This is a genomic window from Bosea sp. NBC_00550 (assembly GCF_026020075.1).
GTDB lineage: Bacteria > Pseudomonadota > Alphaproteobacteria > Rhizobiales > Beijerinckiaceae > Allobosea.
This window is the reverse complement of record NZ_CP102772.1, coordinates 1,506,614-1,528,523: the sequence shown is the minus strand read 5'-3', so window position 1 is coordinate 1,528,523 and position 21,910 is coordinate 1,506,614. Positions and strand designations below refer to the sequence as shown.

Below are 21,910 nucleotides of genomic sequence, written 5' to 3'. Positions count from 1 at the left end.
GGGGCGATGATGGCTAAGGCGAAAGCGCAGGCGCAGGCCGCGGCGAGCGTTCCGGCGTTCTACGTCACGGAAGATGAGCACGAGCATTCGGGCGGCTCGACCATGCTCGGCTTCTGGCTCTATCTGATGAGCGACTGCCTGGTTTTCGCGGTCCTCTTCGCGACCTTCGGCGTGCTCGGGCGCAACTATGCGGCCGGGCCGTCCGGCGCCGACCTGTTCGACCTCAGGCTGGTCGCGGTCAACACCGCCATGCTGCTGTTCTCCTCGATCACCTACGGCTTCGCCATGCTGGCGATGGACAAGGGCCGGCAGGCGGCGATGCAGGGCTGGCTCGTGGTGACCGGGCTCTTCGGCCTCGCCTTCCTCGCGATCGAGCTCTACGAATTCGCGCACCTCATCCATGAGGGTGCGACGCCGATGCGCAGCGCCTTCCTGTCGTCCTTCTTCACGCTGGTCGGTACGCACGGGCTGCACGTCACCTTCGGCCTGATCTGGCTGACGGTGCTGATGGTGCAGGTCTCGAAGCGCGGTTTGATCGAGGCCAACCGGCGCCGCTTGCTGTGCCTGAGCATGTTCTGGCACTTCCTCGACGTCGTCTGGATCGGCGTCTTCACCTTCGTCTACCTGATGGGCGTGCTGAAATGAGCGGTAGCCAGAACCACGCCGAGGCACATACCGACCACCATGACGGGCACGGCGCGCCGCATGGCAGCCTGCGCGGCTATGTCACCGGCTTCGTGCTCTCGGTCATCCTGACGGCGATCCCGTTCTGGCTCGTCATGAACGACGTGCTCGGCAACTCCGTGCTGACGGCGATCGTGATCATGGCCTTCGCCGCCGTGCAGATCGTCGTTCACATGATCTACTTCCTCCACATGAGCAGCCGTGCCGAAGGCGGCTGGAGCATGATGGCGCTGATCTTCACCATCATCATCGTGGTGATCGCGCTCTCGGGCTCGCTGTGGGTGATGTACCACCTCAATACCAACATGATGCCGAGCGACCTGCACAAGATGTGAGAGACTGCTTGGCACCTCTGCTGCTGCGGTCGACTGACGGCACTTTCTGGGCTTCCGGTGCTCACGTACCGAAGTACGCTCCGCTCCGGTTCTCGAAAGCACCGCCATTCGACACCCCGCAGCGAGTTGCCAAACAGTCTCCGAGGGCGCCGCGATGACGCCGCCGGAAACAGGAGCGAGGGGCCGCCCGCGCACAGAACGTTTCGTCTTCGCCGCCGCGCTCTGCCTGTGTACGCTGGTCTTCGTCGCGCTCGGGATCTGGCAGGTCCAGCGGCGGAGCTGGAAGCTCGATCTGATCGCCCGTGTCGATGCGCGCATCCATGCGCAGGCCATGGCTGCGCCGGGGCCGGCAGAGTGGCCGGCGCTCAATCCAGCCAATGACGAATACCGCCGCGTCGCCCTGCAGGGGCGCTATCTCGATGCGCCGGAGACGCTGACGATGGCCGTGACCGAACTTGGCCCCGGCTTCTGGGTCCTGGCGCCGTTCCGGGCCGATGCCGGCTTCACCGTCCTCGTCAATCGCGGTTTCGTGCCGGAGGATCGGCGCGGGCCTGACGAGCGGCGCAAGGTTGCCGGCGAGGCGAGGGTGGTCGGGCTGCTGCGGCCGAGCGAGCCCGGAGGCGGCTTCCTACGCGCCAACGACGCGGCTGCCGGGCGCTGGTACTCGCGCGACGTGGCGGCGATCGCCGGGGCGGGGAGCCTTGGTGCTGTCGCGCCTTATTTCGTCGATGCCGACGCCACTTCGGAGCCCGGTCCGCTGCCGCAGGGCGGCATGACCCAGGTCAGCTTCCGCAACACGCATCTGGTCTATGCGCTGACCTGGTTCTGCCTGGCTCTGATGAGCGCCGGGGCGGTGGTCTTCCTGTTGAGGGGCAAGGCCGACGAGGGATCGTCGGCCGCATAGGTTCGGCGTGGTTCCCGCATGATTCAGAAACACGCCGTCATTCCGGGCTTGACCCGGAATCCATCGTAGAGCGCCCAGACCTCCGATGGATTCCGGATCGGCGCCGCTTCGCGGCTTGTCCGGAATGACGAGTTTTAGGCCAGGCTCAGCCCTCGTTCTGCAACTGCCCAAGCTCGTGCAGCAGCGCCGCGCCCGTCCTGATGCCGCTCTGGAAGCAATCCAGCGTCATGTTCTCGTTGGGCGCGTGGTTGGCCTCGTCATGGTTGGCATAGGGCGTGACATAGGCGGGGATGCCGAGGATTTTGGTGAACACGTAATTCGGCAGGCTGCCGAAGCCGGCGGGGATCAGCAGCGGCTCCTCGCCATGGGCCGCGACGAAGGCGCGGCGCAGCGGCGCGGTATAGGCCGAGGCGATCTGCGTCTTGGAGGGCTGCATGCCGGTTTCCTCGACGATGAACTCGACCTCCGGCGCGTGCTTGGCGACATGGGCCGCGACCTTGCGCAGGATGTCCTGCGGGTCCTGCGCTTCGACGAGGCGAATGTCGCATTTCACCAGCGCTTCATTGGGCAGCACGGTCTTGGTGCCCGGCCCGCCATAGCCGCCGTGGAAGCCGTTGATCGTCAGCGTCGGCTGGAAGCAGAGACGGTCGTAGAAGGGCCGGTCGAGCGGCGCATCGAGGCGGGTGAGGCCGAGCCCCTGCTTGAACGCGTCGATATCGAGCGGCAGGTGCTTGATCGCCTCGATATCCTCGGCCGTCGGCGGCTCGACCGCGTCGTGCAGGCCTTCGATGGTGATCTCGCCGGCCTCGTTCTTCATGGTGGCGAGCAGGTGGACCAGCGTCCAGATCGGGTTCGGCACGACGCCGCCGAAATTGCCCGAATGGACGTCGCGGCTGGCATGGCGGCAGCGCAGGTCGAAGGAAACGACGCCGCGCGAGCCGAACTTGATGGTCGGCGCGCCGCTGGCATGGCGCGGGCCGTCGGCGGTGACGGCGAGGTCGGCCTGCAGCAATTCCTTGTTGGCGCGCACGAAGCCCGCGATGCGGGGGCTGCCGATCTCCTCCTCGCCCTCCAGCAGCAGGATGACGTTGCAGGGCAATTCGCTGTGGATCTTGAGATGGGATTCGATGGCGAGGATCTGGGCGAAATGCTGGCCCTTGTTGTCGCCGACGCCACGCGCATAGAGCCGGCCGTCACGGATGGTGGGCTCGAAGGGCGGCGAAATCCACTTCTCGAGCGGGTCCGGCGGCTGCACGTCGTAGTGGCCGTAGAGCAGCACAGTCGGCTTGCCCGGCGCCTTCTCCCAGCGGGCGACGACCATGGGATGGCCCTCGGTCTGGATGAGGCTGGTTTCCAGTCCGATCTCGGTCAGCATCTCGACCAGCAGCGCACCGACCTCGGCGATACCGATGTTCTCGGCGCTGATGCTCGGATGGCGCAGATAGGCGATCAGCCGGTCGAGGAAGGCGCTGCGGTTGGCTTCGATGTGATCGAAGACCGGAGCCAATGCGTCGGAGGAAGCCATTTCGGTGCAGGCCTTTGCGAGGAAGCGTTGAGATCGTGAATCAGGGAGCAGGCCGTCATGACGGGCCGGCTCCCAGGCGCGACCAGCCTAAGGGGTGATACCGCGCCTCTCAACGGCTACGCCTCTCCATTCCCGCCGCAGCGGCCATGCGGCGAGCTCAGGCCGGGAGATCAAGCCGACCCCGGCTCAATGGGCGTAGGGGTCCGCTTCCGTCTCTCCGCCACGCTCGCGGGCCTCGTGCCAGGCGAGCCAGTCCGCCAGCCCGGCCGTGTCGGGCGCAACGGCGGCGAGCTGGCGCAGCGCGACGCGCAAGGCGTGGCGCTCGAACTTGGTCCCCGGCACGGCAAAGGCTTCCGGCGAAACCCCTTTGTCGACGGCTTCGCGCAGCGCCTGTTTCACCGCGGCGATTGCCGGGTCGGCGAAACGGGCGATCAGGCTTTCGAAGCCTTGGTGGGCAGCGGCGTCGAAGGGGCGCGGGTGCCCCATCGCGTCGCGGACCGGATGGGCCGGAACGAGATGGGCACAAGGCACGTAGCCCTCTGGTACCGGTTCGGTCGCGGCATGGGTGCGGCCGCTGCGCAGCAGCTGCGGCAGCACATGGGTGTGCGGGCCCTCGGGGCTCTTGCCACCGGCCGGCGGGATCGGCTGGTAGACCTCGCAGCGGCCGATGCGGGCGAGGAAGACGCGATGCGGCCCGGCAGCGACGATCGCCGGCATCGCCGGATTGCCGGGCTCGAACAGCGAGCGGCCGGCCTGGGCGCGCAGCAGCGCGATCAGTTCGGGATCGCCGGTGCGGATGCAGATGTCGGTCTGCAGGGTGCCGAGCCCCATGTCGAACAGGATCGCGTTGGCATCCTCGGTGCGCAGCGCTTGGGCATCGGGGCCGAGTTCGGTGAGAACGGTGCGCCGGTTCATAGCGCAGGCGTCTTCCAGCAGGCAGAGCGAGACGCGGGGGCTCCAGCTCGCGCCGACGGCGCTTTCCGAGGCGAAGAGGGGGGCGCCGTCGAGATTGTCGAAGCCGATGCCGCCGCGCGCGGTCGTGGCGGAGAGGCGGGAGGGCTTATCGACGATCACGACCTCCTCGCCGGGATCGCGCATGAACTCGGCGATCGCGCCGAAGGTGCCGAGATTCCACTGGCTCGATGCGTCATGGATGTGCTCGCGCAGCACGGCGCGGATGGTTTCGCTATCGCTCATCGTTGGATCTTCCGTGGCTCAGGGCCCGCCAGGGCAGGAGGAAGGGCTCGTCGTCATGGCTGCCGCGCAGGGCGCTGACGCTGAAGACACTGCGCAGGCGCGCGTCGTCGAGGACGGCTGCCGGCTCGCCCTCGGCGACCAACCGACCGAGATTGAGCAAGGCGAGCCGGTCGCAGAAGCGGGTTGCCAGCGTCAGATCGTGCAGCACGACCACGACGCCGGCGCCGCGTCGCGCGGTCTGCCGCAGCAGCTCCATCACTTCGAGCTGGTGCAGCGGGTCGAGGCCGGCGAGCGGTTCGTCGGCGAGAAGATAGGGCGCTTCGACCGCGAGGGCGCGGGCCAGCAGGACGCGCCGGCGTTCGCCGCCGGAAAGCGTGCCCATGGTGCGATCGACGAAACTCGCGACGTCGCAATGGTCGAGCGCTGTGGCGATGGCCGCCTTGTCGGCTTCCGAGAGCCCGCCGAAGGGGCGGCGGTGCGGCAGGCGGCCAAGCCCGACCACGGTCTCGACCGAGAGCGGCCAGGAGGTATCGCCGCCCTGGGCCAGGAAGGAGACGCGCCGGGCCAGCGCCTGCCGCCGGAGTTCTCTGGCGCTCTCGCCATCGTAGCGGACGGCGCCCCGCGCCGGGGCGAGCAGGCCGGCCATGACGCGCAGCAGCGTCGTCTTGCCGGCGCCGTTGGGGCCGACGAGGCCGAGGAGTTCTCCGGGTCGAACAGTGAGGTCGGCCTCTTGGAGGACCGCCTTGCCGCCGAGCTCGACGGTGATGCCGTGCGCTTCGATGGCCATCACGCCTCCCGCCGCATGCGATTGACGAGGCTGAAGAGGAAGGGTGCCCCGATCAGCGCAGTGACCACACCGAGTTTCAGATCCGGCGGGATCGGGGCGAGCCTGAGCGCGGTATCGGCCAGCAGGACGAGGCTGGCGCCGCCGAAGCCGCTGACCAGCAGCAGGCGGCCGGGGCGGTTGCCGACCAGCGGGCGCAGCAGATGCGGCACGACGAGGCCGACGAAGCCGATCGCACCGGTGACCGCGACCGCGCTGCCGACGGCGAGCGCCGTGCCGCCGATCAGGCGGGCGCGCAGCCAGGTGAGATCGAAGCCCAGGCTGGCGGCCGTGTCTTCGCCCAGCGTCAGCGCGTCGAGGGCCGGCGCGGTCGAGAGCAACAACGCCCAGCCGACGAGCATCAGGGGCAGGGCGAGCAGGACATGGTTCAGGCTGCGGTCGGCGAGCGAGCCCATCAGCCAGAACACGATCTCCAGCGCCGCATAGGGGTTGGGCGCAAGGTTCAGTGCCAGCGATGTGGCGGCACCGGCGAAGCTGTTGATGGCGACGCCGGCGAGGATCAGCGTCGTGGTGCCGGCGCCGCGTCCGAGCAGGATGAACAGCAGGAGCGTGGCGACGACGGCGCCTGCGATGCCGCCGAGCGGCAGGGCGAGCGCGACGCTGGCTGAAAGCCCGCTGTAGAAGGCGACGACTGCGCCGAAGGCGGCGGCGCTCGAAATGCCGACGACACCGGGCTCGGCCAGCGGATTGCGCAGCAGGCCCTGCATGGCGGCGCCCGACAGGCCGAGGCTGAAGCCGACCAGCGTGCCGAGGATCGCGCGCGGCAGCCGCAGCTCCGTCAGCACGAGCGCCGGCAGCGTCGGGCGCCCAGCCAGCCAATCGCGGATCGCCGCGCCGAGATCGAGCGGGGCGTAGCCGACCGCCGTCGAGAGAGCAAAGACGGCGAGCGTCGCGAGCGCGAGCAGCGCGATGAGAAGCGCCAGCGATGGCGGCTGGAAGGGCAAGGTCTTCATCGGTCCTCTTCGGCGGCGCGTGCGAGCAACTCGATGGCGTCGAGCACGCTCGGACCGGCGCAGGTCCATAATCGCGAGGGCAGGGCGACCAGCTTCAGGCGCTCGCGGAGCCTCTCGATCAGCGGATGGTGCAGCACCTCATGGGCGAGCGAGGGCTGGCCGCCCGGCGTGTCGTTGAGGATCAGCATCTGCGCGCCGCCGAGCGCCACTGTCTCCAGCGCGATCTGGCCATAGCTGTCGATGCCGAGGCCGGCGGCGATGTTGTCGAGCCCGGCCAGCGTCAGGATCTCGTCGACCAGCGAGCCGCGCCCGACCGTGAAGCCGTTCGGGCGAAGCACGATGGCGCGGCGGCGCTCGGTCGGACGCTTCGCCGCCAGAACGGCGAGGCGCGCGTCGATGTCGGAAACGAGCGCCGCGCCGCGTTCCTCCTCTCCGAGCAGCGCCGCCATCTCCGCGATCTGCGCGCGCATTTCGGCGATGTTGCGGGGCACGCCAAACTCGCGCACGGGCATCCCCACCCGCTTGAGCAGGGCGACCGTCGCGCGGGTGGTGTAGGCGCCGGCGATGACGAGGTCGGGCCGGGAGGCGAGCACCTGCTCGACGAGGCCGTGATTGACCGGGATCGCGCGTGCCGCCTCTGCCATATTGGCGTTGCGCGGATCGCGCGAGAGCCAGGTGATCGAAGCGATGTGCTCGGGCGGCGCGAGGCGCAGGACGAGTTCGTCCGTGCACATGTTGAGCGAGACGATCCGCGCCGGCTTCGCCGCCGCTGGCGACGCGCCAAACGCCATGGCGGCGAAGGCCGCGATGGCGAGAGCGCACAAGCCGGTCAGCCCATGCCTGGCGCGGAACGGCGTCATCCGCCGATCGCCACCTTGATGCCGCCATAGGCGCCGAAGCCCGGGACGAGGAAGCCGATGGGGTTCTCCCAGCGCTTGTCGAAGAGATTGTCGATCCGCCCGAACACGGTGACCTTGTCGGTCGCCTTGTACTCGGCGGCGAGATTGACCAGCGTCGCGCCCTTCGCGTTCATGCGCGGGACCGAGAAGTCGCGATTGCCGTCGACCCAGGAGCCGACATAGAGCAGCGTCGCCGAGAAGGTGAGCTTGTCGGTCGGCGTCCAGGTCGCGGTTGCGCTCGCCTTGTGGCGTGGGCGGCGCAGCAATTCCTGCCGCGCAATCTCGTCCTTGGCGAGGGTGAAGGTGTAGTCGGCGCGGATGCGGAACTGGGGCGAAATCTCCAGCGCGGCGAAGGCTTCGACGCCCTTGGTCTGCGCCTTGCCGATATTGGCGTAGGAGTTGCCTGCCGTGTTGGTGACGATCAGGTTGTCGATGTCGTTCTGGAACCAGGTCCCGCCGAACTGAAGGCGCTTGTCGAAGAGCGGCTGCTCGAAGCCGATATCCCAGCCGTGGCTTTCTTCCGGGCTCAGGTTCGGGTTGCCGAAGAAATTGAAGCCGGGGCGATAGTCGATGAAGCGCTCGCTCAGCGTCGGCGCCTTGAAGCCGGTGCCGTAGCTCGCCTTCAGCTTGGTCTCGATGCCCGGGACGATGACGGCCGGCGCGATGCGATAGGTGGTGTGGCCGCCATAGCTGTCTTCATTATCGTGGCGGATGTTGGCCGCCAGGAAATAGCGGTCCTGAATATTGCCCTGGTATTCGAGATAGGCGGCCTTGTTGCCGTTGGAAGCGACGAGGCTCGCGGTGTCCAAGCGCTCGCGCTCGTATTGCAGGCCCATGATCAGGTTGTGACCCTTGGTGATCTCGATATTGCCGCGCCAGTCGAGCTTGGTGCGCTCGCCCAGGTTTTCGTTGGGCAGGCCGAGGATGCCGGTCGTGCCGTTGGCCGTTCGCGTCGCCCGGTCCTGGTTCGTGTAGGAAACGCCGAAGGTGTTGACGAAACGTCCGGCGAACGGATCCCAGACGACCTCGCCGCGTGTGAAGGCCTGTGCGTAATTCTGCAGGGAGCGATAGGGGGCGGGGCGGCTCGGGAAGCCGGTGTCGCCGGTATAGCGCAACTGCCCGTCCTGATAGCGGCCGACCCAGTTGAGCGACAGCGTGTCGCCGAGCGCGACGCCGATGCGGCCGGAATAGCTGTAGTTGTCGAAGGCATTCGGATTGATGCGGCGGCCGGGCGGGACGAGGTTCGGCGGCGTGACGTCGGTCGCATCGGTGCGGAAATGCGCGACGTTGAAGGCATAGTTGAAACGATCGTCGCCACCGCTGAAACCGGCGGACTGGTTGAAGGTGCCGTGGGAACCGGCTTCGACCCGCGCGGTCGCCCTGGGCGGCCCCTCACCGCGTTTCGTGGTGACCGAGATGACGCCGCCGATCGCATTGGCGCCGTACAGGCCGCTCTGCGGGCCACGCAGCACCTCGATGCGCTCGATGTCGTCGGTCAGCATCGAGCCGAAATCGAAGGAGCGGTTGGGCGTCGAGGGGTCGTTCGCCTCGATGCCGTCGATCAGAACCTTGACGTGATTGGAGTTGGTGCCGCGCATGAAGACCGAGGTCAGGCCGCCCGGTCCGCCTGTCTGGACGATGTTGAGGCCGGGCACGGTGGCGAGAGCCTGGGGCAGGGTGCGGCGCTGCTGCTGCTCGATCTCCCTGGCGGTGATGACGGTGACGGAGCTCGCGATCTCGCGCGCCGGGGTCGGCGTGCCGGTCGCGCTGACAACGATCTCGTCGAGCGCGAGCGGGGCGGGTGCGTTCTGGGCGAGTACCGGGGCGGAGCAGGCCAGTGCGAGGAAGGAAACGCATAGCAGCAGGCGGCCGCGTTCTGCGGCTGGAAGGGCGGGGATCACGATGGAGACCTCGGGCGTTGACGTCAGTGGCACGTCACCGCGAACGCGATCTCCCATCGCCGCGCAAAAGGCGGCAAACAGTCAAATCAGCGATCGGCGCACCCCGTCCGAACGTGTTCGCGTGTGACCACGGCTGACGGCAGGTCTCCTGGCTCGCGGGTCCATGCCCTTCGCCGCCTTCCCAGGTCCGAGGTCCCAGTGGCGTATGGCGAAAGGCTCGCCGCTTACAGTTGCGGGGGCAGCCGCGGCATGGGGTGGCTGGCCACCCGCACCGCGTTCCCTTTTGATCCCGTGAGGGAACCGTCCCGGTGACGATTACGGCGGAAAAGTGTCGTCGTCAAATAGGTTTAACCAAAGGTAAGGACGGGGGCGGGAGATCGCGCGCCATGTCGTATCCGGAGGCCAGCCGTCGCGATCGCGCCGGTTTACGCCCGCGAGCCGGCACGGCAGAACAGAAGCCACGGGCCGGGTCGGAATCACCATCTCTCGGCGCTTTCCGCGGCTTGGCCGCTCTGCTGTTGCCGAGGATGACGATGCTTAGGTTGCCGGACTTCGACGAGCAGATCGACCGCCGCGGGACCCATTCGGCCAAATGGGACACGATGGAGAAGTATTATGGCGTGGCCGCTTCCGACGGCATCGCCATGTGGGTGGCCGATATGGATTTCCGGCCGCCGCCTTGCGTCCAGCAGGCGGTCGAGCGCATGGCGGCTCACGGGGTCTATGGCTATTTCGGCGACGACCGCACCAATAGCGACGCCATCCGCTGGTGGATGAAGACCCGCCATGGCTGGGACGTGGCGTCGGAAGCGATCTTCACCACCCATGGCCTCGTCAATGGCACGGCGCTCTGCGTCGATGCCTTCACCGCGCCGGGCGATGGCGTCGTGCTGATGACGCCGGTCTACCACGCCTTCGCCCGCATCATCCGCTCGGCCGGCCGGGAGGTCGTGGAGTGCCGGCTGCGGATCGAGGAGGGCCGCTACGTCCTCGACATCGCCGGCTGGGACGCGCAGATGACCGGCCGCGAGCGGATGCTGATGCTGTGCTCGCCGCATAATCCGGGCGGGCGCGTCTGGACATGCGACGAACTCCGCGAGATCGCGGCCTTCTGCAAGCGCCACGACCTGATCCTCGTCGCCGACGAGATCCATCATGATCTGGTCATGCCGGGCGCCAGGCACACCGTCATGCCGCTGGCTGCGCCTGAAATCGCGGACCGCCTCGTGATGATGACGGCGACCACCAAGACCTTCAACATCGCGGGCGCCCATGTCGGCAACGTCATCATTCCCGACGAGCCGCTGCGGGAGCGGTTCCGCGCCCGGATGAACGCCCACGGCATCTCGCCCAATTCCTTCGGCATGGCGATGGCGACCGCCGCCTACAGTCCCGAAGGCGCGGCCTGGGTCGACCGGCTCGTGGCCTATCTCGACGGCAACAGGAAGCTGTTCGACGACGGGGTTAACACGATCCCCGGCCTGCGTTCGATGCCGCTCGAGGCGACCTATCTCGCCTGGGTCGATTTCGGCGGGGCCGGCATGGAGCCGGCGGAATTCACCGCCCGCGTCGAGAAGCAGGCGAAGATCGCGGTGAACCATGGCGCGAGCTTCGGGGCGGGGGGCGACAGCTTCCTGCGCTTCAACCTCGCCACGCCGCGCGCCACCGTGATCGAGGCCGTCGAGCGATTGAAGGAAGCTTTCCGCGATCTGCAATAGCGCCGGCTGCGGGACGGTTCTGTCGTCCCGCGCCATCCCCCGCTTCTCGCAAAGGCGGCGCTGGCTTATTGGTGAAGCGGGAGAACTCATGAGACGCATCTCCAGATATCGCTATCGCAGCCTGTTCCATGTCGGGTAGCCCGTGACGGCCGGCACGCCCCATCACATCGTCATCGTCGGAGCCGGCTTCGGCGGGCTGGAGGCGGCGCGAAATCTCGCCGGCGAGTCGGTCAGGATCACGCTCATCGACCGGCGCAACCATCACCTCTTCCAGCCTCTGCTCTATCAGGTCGCGACGGCGTCGCTGCCGACCTCCGAAATCGCGTGGCCGGCCCGTTCGCTGCTGCGGCGCTACAAGAACGTCACCACGCTGCTGGGCAGCGTCGTCGGCGTCGATCCGAGCGACAAGAAGGTGCTGATAGAGGGCGAGCCGCCGCTTGCCTTCGACAGCCTGATCCTGGCGACCGGGGCGCGACACTCCTATTTCGGTCATGACGAGTGGGAGCCCTATGCGCCCGGGCTGAAGACGCTCGAAGATGCGACGAAGATCAGGCGGCGTATTCTCTCCGCCTTCGAGCAGGCGGAATGGGAGACGGACGCTGCCCGGCGCGCCGAGCTCCTCACCTTTGTGATCATCGGCGCGGGTCCGACCGGTGTGGAGCTTGCCGGCACGATCGCCGAGCTGGCGCATGACACGCTGCGCGGCGATTTCCGCAACTTCGATACGCGCGCCGCACGCGTCATCCTGGTCGAGGCCGGCTCGCGCATCCTGGCTGGCTTCACCGAGGACCTTTCGGCCTATGCGGAGCGGGCGCTGATCGGGCTCGGCGTCGAAATCAAGCTCGGTCACGCTGTCTCGAACTGCACCGCGGACGGGATCGAACTCGGCGGCGCCTTTCTCCCGGCCAGGACGATCCTCTGGGCGGCGGGCGTCGCTGCTTCGCCTGCGGCGGAGTGGCTCGGCGCGCCGGCCGACAGGGCCGGGCGGGTGATGGTCGAGCCCGACCTCACGGTCCCCGGCCAGCGCGATATCTTCGTCGTCGGCGACACGGCCCGTGTCGTCTCGGCCGACGGCAAGCCGGTGCCCGGCGTGGCACCCGCGGCCAAGCAGGAGGGGCGCTACGTCGCCGGAGTGATCAAGACGCGGCTGAAGGGCGAGACCGCGCCGCCGCCCTTCGCCTACAGCAATGCCGGCAATCTCGCGACGATCGGCAAGCGCGCGGCGATCGTCGATTTCGGCTGGATCAAGCTGAAAGGGCGCATCGCCTGGTGGACTTGGGGCGTCGCGCACATCTTCTTCCTGATCGGACTGCGGAACCGCCTCGCCGTCGCGCTGAACTGGCTGTGGATCTATGTCAGCGGCCACCGCAGCGCCCGCCTGATCACGCAAGGGCAGGCGAAGAGCGGCGAAGCCGACGCTCCCCGCTGATCGCGTTTCTGTCCCGCATCAGGAACGCGGGAAATCCTCCGGCCGGAAGAAGGGCGTGTCCTTCAGTTCCGCCTCGTCGAAGGCTTCGAGATCGCGCCTGATTGCGGCGCTGTCCTCCCTGAAGAAGGCGGCGGCGAGGGCCTGCGCGACACGCTCGCCGGCGATCGCGACGCCCGGAATGTCGCTCGCGATCGCGCCATGGCTGACATTGGCACCGTGGTTGACGAGATGGATGCGGGAGAGTTCGGCCGGCGCGGTGGCATCCCTGGGCAGGAGCTCGAATCCCGGTCCGAGATAGGGCGCCTGCGCCAATGTCGGGCGTGCAAGCTCGGCCGGCGGCGTATAGCGGTCGCTCCAGCGCGCGATATGTCCGGCGAATTCCGACAGTTCCTGAATACGCGTAGCGTCGACCTGAAAACCCGTGGCGACGATGAGGAAGTCGTGGCGGCGCTCGATGCGACCGTCGGGCGTGTCGATGTCGAGCACGACCTGCCCGGACTCGCGCCTGACCGAAGCGACGCGATGCCGGAAGCGGATGCCGAGCCCACTGGATTTCAGCGCGCGCAGCACGGTCTCGTGCGGTGGCGGCGCGAGCATGTCGTCGAGATAGGCTGCGAGCGCCCAGCGGTCGGCGTCGGGGAGGGCGCTCCAGCCGTGGAAGAAGCCCTGGGTCGCAGAGCCGCGGCCCTTGTTGATCTGCGGCAGATGCGGCCGGCGCAGATACATCTCGACGCTCGCCGCGCCTTGCTCCAAGGCGGTCGCAGCATTGTCCCAGGCCGAGGCGCTGCCGCCGAGCACACCGATCGACTTGCCGCGCAGCCTTTCAAAGTCGATCGGGTCGTTGCTGTGGGCCGCGAGAGCGGGTTTGAGGTCGCGCGGGACGATATCCGGCCAGAGATCACCGCCCGCGCCGCCGCGTCCGGTTGCGAGGACGACATGGCGGGCGAATACGGTCTTCGTTCCCTCGGCGGTCTTCAGATCGAGTGCAAGTAGGCCGTCATGCGGGCGCAGCTTCGTCAGCGCCGTGCGGTGCTGCACAGGCAGGGCGAGCACCCGCTGGAGCCAGCTGAGGTAATCGACCCAGACGGCGTTCGGGATCTTGTAGAGCGCCTCCCAGGCCGCTTCGCCGAAGCTGGCGTTGTACCAGGCGGCGAAGGTCAGCGACGGCATGCCGAGCGCCGGCCCGGTCAGCGTCTTGGGAGAGCGCAGCGTGTCCATGCGCGCATAGCTGTTCCACGGGCCTTCGCGGCCGGGCTCGTTGGCATCGAATAGGCTGATGTTGACGATGCCCTTGGCCAGCAGGGCCGAGGCGGCGGCGATGCCGTTCATGCCGGCGCCGATGATGGCGACGTCGAGGACCGGCTCGCCGTCTGCCATCGCCTTGGGATGAAGCCAGGGCTTGGCCGGGATGCCGAGCAAGGCTAGGTCACGCTTCACCTGCGCTTCGTGGCGGGCAAGACCGTCGGCGATCGGCACTGGCGTTGCGATGCGCTTCATCACGAAACCTCCGCCGACTCGCGGGTGGCTTCGGTCGTGCCGAAGCCTTGCCCGGGGATCGAGGCGAGCAGGGCCTGCGTATATGGGTGCCGGCGTTGGCCGAAGACCTCGGCCACCGTCCCGGCCTCGACGACCTCGCCGTTCTTCATCACAGCGATCAGATCGCAGACCTGTGCGGCGACGCGCAGGTCGTGGGTGATGAAGACGATGGAGAGGCCGAGCCTTTCGCGCAGGTCTGCGAGCAGCTTCAGCACCTGCGCCTGCACGGAGACATCGAGTGCCGAGACCGGCTCGTCGGCGACGAGGACATCGGGTTCGAGCGCCAGAGCACGCGCCAAGCCGATGCGCTGGCGCTGGCCGCCGGAGAACTCGTGCGGATAGCGGTCGACCGCAGCGGGATCGAGTCCGACGAGGCCGAAGAGTTCGCGGGCGCGTTCGAGCGCCTGCCTGCGCGGCATGCCGTTGACGACGAGCCCTTGCGCGACGAGATCGCCGGCCTTGCGGCGGGGATTGAGCGAGGCGAAGGGGTCCTGGAACACCATCTGGATATGCCGGCTGCGCGCGCGCATCTCGGCGCGGGACAGCTTGGTCAGATCCTCGCCGTTCAGCCGGATCGCGCCGGTGTCGGGGTCGATCAGCCGGATGATGCAGCGCGCCAGCGTCGACTTGCCGGAGCCGGATTCGCCGACGATGCCAAGCGTCGCGCCCTTCGGCAGGGTGAGCGTCACGTCCTTGACCGCGTGGGTGATGCGCTGGCCACGGCCGAGGAAGCCGCCGGTGCGATAGGTCTTCGAGACGTTCTCGATCGTCAGGATCGCCTCGTCCGAAAGCGGGCGCGGCGGCGGCGGCTTCAGCGCCGGCACGGCGGCGATGAGCTGGCGCGTATAGGGGTGGCTGGGATGGTTCAGGACGGTCTCGGGCTCGCCCTGCTCGACGACGAGGCCGTGCTGCATCACCATGACGCGATCCGCGATCTCGGCGACGACGCCGAAATCATGCGTGATGAAGAGCACGGCGGTGCCCTTCCGCGCCTGCAATTCGCGGATGAGCTTCAGGATTTGCGCCTGGGTGGTGACGTCGAGCGCCGTCGTCGGCTCGTCGGCGATCAGCACCTTCGGATCCAGCGCGAGCGCCATCGCGATCATGGCGCGCTGACGCTGGCCGCCCGAGAGCTCATGCGGATAGGCCTTCGCCGCACGCTCCGGCTCGGGGATTTGCACTTCCACGAGCAGTTCCTGAACGCGGGCGGCGATCGCGCGCTTGCCGAGATCGGTGTGGATGCCGAGCATCTCGCCGATCTGGTCGCCGATGCTGCGCAGCGGGTTCAGCGCCGTCATCGGCTCCTGGAAGATCATGGCGATGCCGGCGCCGCGAATCCTGCGCATCTCCGCTTCGCCGGCGGTCGCGATATCGCGGCCCTCGAAGAGGATGCGGCCGCGCTCTATCGCAACGCCTGTGGGGAGCAGGCGCATGATGGCATTGGCCGTCATCGACTTGCCGGAGCCGGATTCGCCGACGACGCAGACGATCTCGCCCGCATTCAGCTCCAGCGAGACATCCTGCATCGCATGCGGCCGGTCAGCGCCCCTGGGCAGGCCGACTGTCAGTCCGTCGAGGGTAAGGATCGCGCTCATCGTCCCTTGAGCCTCGGGTTGAGGGCGTCGTTCAAGCCCTGGCCGACGAGCGAGACGCCGAGCACGGTGAGCAGGATCGCGACGCCGGGAATGGCCGAGACGTACCACTGCACGCGCAGCACATCGCGGCCGAGCCCGATCAGATTGCCCCAGGAGGCGACGTTGGGATCGGAGAGCTTGAGAAAGGCGAGCGAGCTTTCGAGCAGGATCGCGACCGCCATGACGACGCTGGCGTAGACGATCACCGGCGGCAGGGCGTTGGGCAGGATCTCGCCGAAGATCAGCTTGATGTCGGGCAGGCCGATGGTGCGGCCGGCCTGCACGAATTCGCGGTTGCGCAGCGACAGGAACTCGGCGCGGGTGAGCCGGGCTGGAGCCGGCCAGGAGACGATGCCGATCGCCACCATCACGGTCGTCAGCGTCGAGCCGAAGACCACGACCAGCACCAGCAGCAGCAGGAAGTTCGGCAGGGTCTGGAAGGCCTCGGTGATGCGCATCAGCACGGTATCGACCTTGCCGCCGTAGAAGCCGGCGAGCGCGCCGATGACGATGCCGATCGCGACTGCGATGACGGTGGCGACGATGCCGATCAGCAGCGAGATGCGCGCGCCGTAAAAAATCTGGGCGGCGATGTCCCGGCCGGAATTGTCGGTGCCGAGCAGGAAGCGCGGATTGGCGAGCGGCCATTGCAGCGGCCGGCCGGCGAGCGCGAGGGGATCGCGCGGGAAGAGCCAGCCGGCGCTCGCCGCCATCGCGATGACGATCAGCAAGAGGATCAGGCCGATCACGGCAGCCGGGCTACGGAGATAGCGCTTGAGGATGTCCATCGCCTCAGCCCTCCGGCGCGATGCGCGGGTCGAGCCGCGCATAGAGCAGGTCGACGATGAAGTTCACGACGATGACCAGCAGCGCCGAGACGAAGACGATGCCGAGCAGCGTGTTGAGGTCGCGCTGGATCACCGATTCATAGGCGAGGCGGCCGAGCCCCGGCAGCGAGAAGACGCTTTCGACCACGACGGAGCCACCGAGCATCGTGCCGGCCTGCAAGCCGATCAGCGTCACCATCGGCAGCAAGGCGTTGCGCAGGACGTGGCGGGTGATGACGCGGGTCTCGTCGAGGCCCTTGGAGCGGGCGGTGCGGACGAAGTCGAGGTTGAGCACCTCAAGCATCGCGCCGCGCATCAGCCGCAGATAGATGGCGAGATAGATCAGCCCAAGCGTCAGCGTCGGCAGGACGAGATGGCGCGCGATGTCGAGCGTGCGGGCGAAGCCCGTCAGCCCGGCGCCGATATCCTCGAAATCGCCGGCCGGCAGCCATTGCAGATGCACGGAGAAGACTACGATCGCCATCAGCCCGAACCAGAAGGAGGGGGTGGCGTAGAAGATCAGGCCGAGCGTCGAGATCAGCGTGTCCTGCCAGCGATTGACGTCGCGCGCCGCGAGCACGCCGAGCACGATGCCGGCGAAGAAGGCGAAGGAGAGGGCGGAAACCATCAGCAGCAGCGTCGCCGGCAGGCGCTCGGCGATGACGCTGGCGACCGGCTTGCCGTAGATGGCGGAGTGGCCGAGGTCGAAGCGGACCAGCCGCCAGAGATACTGTCCGAGCCGCTCGGCGGTCGAGAGGTCGAGCCCGTAGAAGCGGCGCAGTTCCTGCGCGAGCTTGGCGTCGCCGCCGCCCATCTGCGCCATCATGGCGTCGACGGTATCGCCGGGTGCGAACTGCAGCAGCAGGAAGATGCCGATCAGGATCAGCAACAGGGTCGGGATCGAGGCGGCGAGCCGCCGCCCCGCAAGGGTCAAGATACGCATGATCGACGCGCCGTGTTGTCGCGGGCCGTGCGAAGGGCCGGCCCGCTCTCCTGTTCTTATTCGGCCAACCAAAGGTCGTGCCAGCTCGACGAGCCCCAGCGCGGGGTGTTCGAGTGGTTACGGGCCTTGGCGCTGATCGTGGTGACGAAGATCTGCTCGATCGGGGTCCAGATCGGCAGTTCCGTGTTCACCTTGCGGACGAAATCGCCATAGAGCGCCTTGCGCTTGGCCGGATCGACCTCGGTCGCTGCGTCGTCGATGATCTTGTCGACGGCCTCGTCCTTCCAGTCCCACTGGTTGGTCCAGGGCGCGCCCTTGGGCTGGCCGGAACGGTACCAGACCGTGGTCGAGACGGCCGGGTCGTTGCGGTACTGGTGCCAGCCGGTGGCGAGGTCGAAATCCCAATCGTTGTAGACGCTTTTCAGGAAGCCGCCGCCATCGACGCGCACGATGTCGACCTTGATGCCGACCTGGGCCAGCGACTGCTGGATGAATGTCGAGAACAGCGAGATGTCCTCGCCCCATGGGGCAGGGGTGAGCCTGAGCGAGAAGCGCGTGCCGCCGGCACCGGGCTTGTAGCCGGCCTCGTCCAGCAGCTTGACCGCGAGCGCCTTGTCGAAAGGATATTGCGGGCCGTTGTCGGCCGGGTAGAAATCGGTCGAGACCGAGGGGATCGGCCCGGTGCCGCGCTTGGCGAAATCGCCGAGGAAGTTCTCGATGAAGAACGGGATGTCGAGCGCATGCGCGATGGCGCGGCGCACCCGGATATCGGCGAGTTCCTTGCGGCGGAAGTTGAACTCGATCGTGTTGGTGCGGGCGTTGCCCTCATTGCCCTTGGTCGAGACGATGAAGCGCTTGTCCTTGGACAGGCGGGCCATGTCCGAGATCGTCAGGCCCGAGAACGGGCTGTAGTGGAGCTGGCCGGCCTCGAGCTGGGCGGCGGCGGCCGAGCGGTCGGTGATCACGCGCCAGATGATGCGGTCGAGATAGGGCGCATTCTCGCGCCAATAGTTTGGGTTGCGATCGGCGATGACATGCTGGCCGCGCTCATAGGAGACGAACTTGAACGGGCCCGTGCCGATCGGCGCGAGGTTGACCGGGTTGTTCCGGATGTCGCCCTTGCCCTCGTAGAGATGGCGCGGCGAGACGTAGCCGAGATCGGGCAGGGCGCGCAGCAGCAGGTTGAGCGGCATCGGCCGCTCGTAGCGGAAGACCGCGGTCAGCGGATCGGGCGTGTCGACGGCGGTGAGGAAGAGCTGCAGCGTGGTGCCGTAGTTCAGGATCTTCTTCCACATCTCCATCGCGGTGAACTGGACGTCCGCCGAGGTGAAGGGCTGGCCGTCATGCCAGGTCACGCCCTTGCGCAGCTTGAAGGTGATGGTCTTGCCGTCGGGCGTGCTTTCCCAGCTCTCGGCGAGGACGCCGATCGGGTTGCCGTTGGCATCGAGATCGACCAGCGGCTCCTGGATCTTGCCGCCGATGATGTAGACGCCGGTCGAGGCCTGCAGGCTCGGGTTGAGCTGGCGTTGCTCGGCACCGTAGTGGACGCCGAAGACGCCGCCCTTGCGCGGGGTCTCCTGCGCGAAGGCCTTGAACGGGTTGACGACATTGGCCGCGATGGCGGCGGAGGTCATCAGGATTGAGCGACGGGTGAAGTCCATGGGGATCCTCGACGATCTGAGCTCGGAGGCTGAAAAACGGAATGCAGTAGTCGTGCCGGTCAGGCCGGCACGAAGCTGAGCACCGAGCCGGAGGCCCGGGCGGCGGGAACGCTGGCTACTTCGCCGTGGCGGATCGCCCCGGAGGCCGTGGCGGCGGCGTCGAGATCGCGCGTGGCGAGCACGAGCGCCGCGACGCCTTGGCTTGCGGCGCCTTCGCGCACGGCGTCGGGATAGCGCTCGGCGAAGGTCTCGGCGGTGTAGAACAGGATGTCGGCGCGCGAGCGTCCGGAGGCGACGCGCCAGACCGCGCCTTCCTGATGCGCCGGCTCGTCGATCAGCTGCGAGAGATGCGCCGCGGCGGCCTGCGGATCGGCGGACAGGATCTCGACGCGACGCAGCGCGACGGCGCTGTTGGCGTGTTGCTGGAGAACCGGAATCCAGACGTTCTCACGTGTCAGGTGCTGGCAGGCGAAGATGCGGATGCCGCCGGGCTGCTCGTCGAGCGGCCAGCGGAAGACGTTGAACTTGGCATCGGCCTCGCCGCCGCCGGGCAGCGGCACCGGCCGGCCGAAATGCACAGGGCCGATCGCCGGAAAGCCGCGCGCCGTGATCTCGGCCGCGCCGGCCGCGGCGTCGTCCGTAGTGAAGGCGATGCGCTCGATGCCTTCATGCTTCGTCAGGAAATCGCGCGTCGGCTTGTTCTGGTCGGTGTCGGAGACGATCCCGAGCAGCTCGAGATAGTCGTCCTGCAGCATGATCGTGTGATTGGCTGAGCCCATATGCGACGAATGAAGGCCGCGCGGCGAGACGGTGAAGCCAAGCTCTTCCCAGGTCTTGGCCGAGAGAGCGAGATCGCGAACGGCGACGACGACATGGTCGACGCCGAGAATATGATTGAGAGACATTCAGCCGGTCCGAGATAATGCCGCTTGCGACGGCTCAGGCGAAGAATTTCCTTCTTCGGTCGGCAATCTAGTCGGGCGATACGGGGAATGTCCTTATCGTTATTTTCCGGTTTTGGAGATGAATGATCTCCTTTTCGTAGTCGGCATTATGCGGGCCCGCTGTGGTGGATTAGGTCGCGGCGCGGTGATCGGATCGCGCTTGATTTCCGATCGAAGCGGGCATATACCCGCAACTATGTCCATTGCCTGCTACTGCACGCGCCTCAAGACCGTGACCCGCAAGATCGCGGGGCTTTATGACGTCGCTTTGGCGCCGGTGGGGATCAACATCGCCCAGTTCGCCATCCTCAGAAACGTCCGCAGGTACCAGCCGGTCAGCCTGACGGAACTGGGCCGGCTTCTGGAACTCGATCGATCGACCATGGGGCGCAATATCCGGGTGGTCGAGAAGATGGGCCTCGTATCGCTCGGGCGCGGAGACGATCAGCGGGAGCTGGTCGTGTCATTGAGCGGCCAAGGCGAGGCGGTTCTGGAAGAGGCGTCGCCGCTCTGGGAGACGTGCCAGCAGGACATCACCGGGCGCCTTGGCACCGAGCGTCTCAAGGCTCTCAACGAACTGAGCGACCTTCTCTGATCGTTTAATCTTAAGCGGGTATATACCCATAAATTGGATGCTCTCATGTCGCAGATTGCCGCCTCCGCCGACAATTCGGCGCTTCCACGCTTCTTTGCTCGACGCGGCATCCACTATGGCTGGGTGGTCGCGGCGGTCACCTTCCTGACCATGCTGGTCACGGCCGGCGCCGTCGGAGCGCCGGGCGTGCTGATCGGCCCGCTGCATCAGGAGTTCGGCTGGTCGACCTCGGAGATCTCCTCCGCCTTCGCGATCCGGTTGGTGCTGTTCGGGCTGATCGGGCCGTTCGCCGCTGCGTTCATGAACCGCTTCGGCGTCAGGCGCGTCGCGGCCGTGGCCTTGACGCTGATCGCAGCCGGCGTGCTCGGCTCCTTCGTCATGACGACGCTCTGGCAGCTCATGCTGTTCCTCGGCGTCGTCGTCGGCTTTGGCACGGGGCTGACCGCCATGGTGCTGGGCGCGACGGTGGCGACACGCTGGTTCTCGGCACGGCGCGGCCTCGTGATCGGCCTGCTCACGGCCAGCACGGCGACAGGCCAGCTCGTTTTCCTCCCGCTGCTCGCCTCGCTGACGGAGACGCTTGGTTGGCGCAGCGCGCTCACGGTCGTGCTGGTGATGCTGCTGCTCGCCGCCATCGCGGTGCTGGTGCTGATGCGGGACCGGCCTTCCGACATCGGGCTTGCCCCCTATGGCGCGACGGCCCCGGCAGCCGCGCCGCCGGCGGCGCCCGCGACGTTCCGCGCGATGCTGGCCTCGCCACTGATCGCGCTGAAGGATGCCTCGCGCTCCGGCATCTTCTGGGCGCTGTTCGGCACGTTCTTCGTCTGCGGCGCCAGCACGAACGGCCTGGTGCAGACCCATTTCGTTTCGCTCTGCGGCGATTTCGGCATGGCGCCGGTGGCTGCGGCCGGCATGCTCGCGGTCATCGGCATCTTCGACTTCGCCGGCACGGTCGGCTCGGGCTGGCTGTCCGACCGTTTCGACAGCCGCAAGCTGCTGTTCTGGTATTATGGCCTGCGTGGGCTTTCGCTGATCTATCTGCCTTTCACCAGTTTCAGCTTCTACGAGCTGTCGATCTTCGCCGTGTTCTACGGGCTCGACTGGGTCGCCACCGTGCCGCCGACCGTGAAGCTCGCGGCCGATCGCTTCGGCGAGCGCGCCAATCTCGTCTTCGGCTGGATCTTCGCGGGGCACCAGCTCGGCGCCGCCACCGCGGCCTGGGGGGCGGGCTTCAGCCGCACGGTCTATGCGAGCTATCTGCCGGCCTTCTTCATTGCCGGCGTGCTCTGCCTGATCGCCGCGGTGGCGATCGTCGCGGTGCGTGAGCCGCGCGAGCGGGACCTCGTGCCGGCGGCGGCCTGATCGCCCGTGTTGCGACATC

The 21,910-nt window shown here is 67.4% G+C and carries 19 protein-coding genes and 1 riboswitch; of the genes, 7 read left to right on the top strand and 12 right to left on the bottom strand.

All coding sequences use genetic code 11. The features are described from left to right. Positions 1-9: 9 nt before the first annotated feature. From cyoC to NWE53_RS07170, 3 genes are all read left to right on the top strand, one after another. A complete protein-coding gene (gene cyoC / locus NWE53_RS07180; protein ID WP_265053664.1) occupies positions 10-645 on the top strand; it encodes a cytochrome o ubiquinol oxidase subunit III in 636 nt (211 codons plus the stop codon). Then, the gene (gene cyoD, locus NWE53_RS07175) at positions 642-1,019 is read left to right on the top strand and encodes a cytochrome o ubiquinol oxidase subunit IV (RefSeq protein WP_265053663.1); all 378 of its coding nucleotides are present in this window, start codon (positions 642-644) and stop codon (positions 1,017-1,019) included. The genes cyoC and cyoD overlap by 4 nt, the downstream gene beginning before the upstream one ends. Positions 1,020-1,173: 154 nt before the next feature. Beyond that, the gene (locus NWE53_RS07170) at positions 1,174-1,923 is read left to right on the top strand and encodes an SURF1 family protein (protein WP_265053662.1); all 750 of its coding nucleotides are present in this window, start codon (positions 1,174-1,176) and stop codon (positions 1,921-1,923) included. A gap of 145 nt (positions 1,924-2,068) precedes the next feature. Here NWE53_RS07170 and NWE53_RS07165 read toward each other — a convergent pair whose 3' ends face one another. From NWE53_RS07165 to NWE53_RS07140, 6 genes are all read right to left on the bottom strand, one after another. Next, positions 2,069-3,448 carry a M20/M25/M40 family metallo-hydrolase gene (locus tag NWE53_RS07165; protein WP_265053661.1) on the bottom strand — a complete coding sequence of 460 codons (1,380 nt, stop codon included), beginning with the start codon at positions 3,446-3,448 and terminating at the stop codon, positions 2,069-2,071. A 186-nt stretch (positions 3,449-3,634) separates the two neighbouring features. Continuing rightward, positions 3,635-4,645, bottom strand: coding sequence for a DUF6925 family protein (locus NWE53_RS07160; protein WP_265053660.1), 1,011 nt, complete (start codon positions 4,643-4,645; stop codon positions 3,635-3,637). After that, a complete protein-coding gene (locus NWE53_RS07155) occupies positions 4,635-5,432 on the bottom strand; it encodes an ABC transporter ATP-binding protein (RefSeq protein WP_265053659.1) in 798 nt (265 codons plus the stop codon). The genes NWE53_RS07160 and NWE53_RS07155 overlap by 11 nt, the downstream gene beginning before the upstream one ends. Beyond that, the gene (locus NWE53_RS07150; protein WP_265053658.1) at positions 5,432-6,442 is read right to left on the bottom strand and encodes a FecCD family ABC transporter permease; all 1,011 of its coding nucleotides are present in this window, start codon (positions 6,440-6,442) and stop codon (positions 5,432-5,434) included. Before NWE53_RS07150 ends, NWE53_RS07155 begins: the two co-directional genes overlap by 1 nt. Next, positions 6,439-7,302: an ABC transporter substrate-binding protein gene (locus NWE53_RS07145; protein WP_265053657.1), complete on the bottom strand. Its 864-nt coding sequence runs from the start codon at positions 7,300-7,302 to the stop codon at positions 6,439-6,441. The genes NWE53_RS07150 and NWE53_RS07145 overlap by 4 nt, the downstream gene beginning before the upstream one ends. Beyond that, a complete protein-coding gene (locus NWE53_RS07140) occupies positions 7,299-9,275 on the bottom strand; it encodes a TonB-dependent receptor plug domain-containing protein (protein ID WP_265053656.1) in 1,977 nt (658 codons plus the stop codon). Before NWE53_RS07140 ends, NWE53_RS07145 begins: the two co-directional genes overlap by 4 nt. Positions 9,276-9,363: 88 nt before the next feature. After that, positions 9,364-9,561: riboswitch (cobalamin riboswitch) on the bottom strand. Positions 9,562-9,775: 214 nt separating this feature from the next. On the opposite strand from NWE53_RS07140, the gene NWE53_RS07135 reads away from it, so the two are divergent. Together NWE53_RS07135 and NWE53_RS07130 are read left to right on the top strand one after the other, a co-directional pair. Further along, the gene (locus NWE53_RS07135; protein ID WP_265053655.1) at positions 9,776-10,960 is read left to right on the top strand and encodes a MalY/PatB family protein; all 1,185 of its coding nucleotides are present in this window, start codon (positions 9,776-9,778) and stop codon (positions 10,958-10,960) included. A 142-nt stretch (positions 10,961-11,102) separates the two neighbouring features. Continuing rightward, complete coding sequence (locus NWE53_RS07130) at positions 11,103-12,389, top strand: NAD(P)/FAD-dependent oxidoreductase (RefSeq protein ID WP_265053654.1); 1,287 nt, start codon at positions 11,103-11,105, stop codon at positions 12,387-12,389. A gap of 18 nt (positions 12,390-12,407) precedes the next feature. On the opposite strand, the gene NWE53_RS07125 is transcribed toward NWE53_RS07130, so the two are convergent. The 6 genes from NWE53_RS07125 to NWE53_RS07100 are packed head-to-tail and all read right to left on the bottom strand — an operon-like array spanning position 12,408 to position 19,895. Continuing rightward, on the bottom strand, positions 12,408-13,886 hold the full coding sequence (locus NWE53_RS07125; RefSeq protein WP_265053653.1) for an NAD(P)-binding domain-containing protein: 1,479 nt from the start codon (positions 13,884-13,886) through the stop codon (positions 12,408-12,410). Continuing rightward, positions 13,886-15,520, bottom strand: coding sequence for an ABC transporter ATP-binding protein (locus tag NWE53_RS07120; RefSeq protein ID WP_265053652.1), 1,635 nt, complete (start codon positions 15,518-15,520; stop codon positions 13,886-13,888). The genes NWE53_RS07125 and NWE53_RS07120 overlap by 1 nt, the downstream gene beginning before the upstream one ends. Next, positions 15,517-16,347 carry an ABC transporter permease gene (locus NWE53_RS07115; RefSeq protein ID WP_265053651.1) on the bottom strand — a complete coding sequence of 277 codons (831 nt, stop codon included), beginning with the start codon at positions 16,345-16,347 and terminating at the stop codon, positions 15,517-15,519. Before NWE53_RS07115 ends, NWE53_RS07120 begins: the two co-directional genes overlap by 4 nt. 4 nt (positions 16,348-16,351) lie before the next feature. Beyond that, entirely contained in the window at positions 16,352-17,329 is a 978-nt protein-coding gene (locus tag NWE53_RS07110) for an ABC transporter permease (protein ID WP_265053650.1), read from the bottom strand. A gap of 56 nt (positions 17,330-17,385) precedes the next feature. Continuing rightward, positions 17,386-18,990 (bottom strand): ABC transporter substrate-binding protein, encoded by a 1,605-nt coding sequence (locus NWE53_RS07105; RefSeq protein ID WP_265053649.1) that lies wholly within the window; start codon positions 18,988-18,990, stop codon positions 17,386-17,388. A gap of 59 nt (positions 18,991-19,049) precedes the next feature. Further along, positions 19,050-19,895 carry a VOC family protein gene (locus tag NWE53_RS07100; protein WP_265053648.1) on the bottom strand — a complete coding sequence of 282 codons (846 nt, stop codon included), beginning with the start codon at positions 19,893-19,895 and terminating at the stop codon, positions 19,050-19,052. On the opposite strand from NWE53_RS07100, the gene NWE53_RS07095 reads away from it, so the two are divergent. Together NWE53_RS07095 and NWE53_RS07090 are read left to right on the top strand one after the other, a co-directional pair. Beyond that, positions 19,885-20,529, top strand: a complete 645-nt coding sequence (locus NWE53_RS07095) for a MarR family winged helix-turn-helix transcriptional regulator (protein ID WP_265053647.1) — start codon at positions 19,885-19,887, stop codon at positions 20,527-20,529. The two genes, NWE53_RS07100 and NWE53_RS07095, sit on opposite strands and share 11 nt — an antisense overlap. Positions 20,530-20,574: 45 nt before the next feature. Continuing rightward, positions 20,575-21,891: an MFS transporter gene (locus NWE53_RS07090; RefSeq protein WP_265053646.1), complete on the top strand. Its 1,317-nt coding sequence runs from the start codon at positions 20,575-20,577 to the stop codon at positions 21,889-21,891. Positions 21,892-21,910 lie beyond the last annotated feature (19 nt).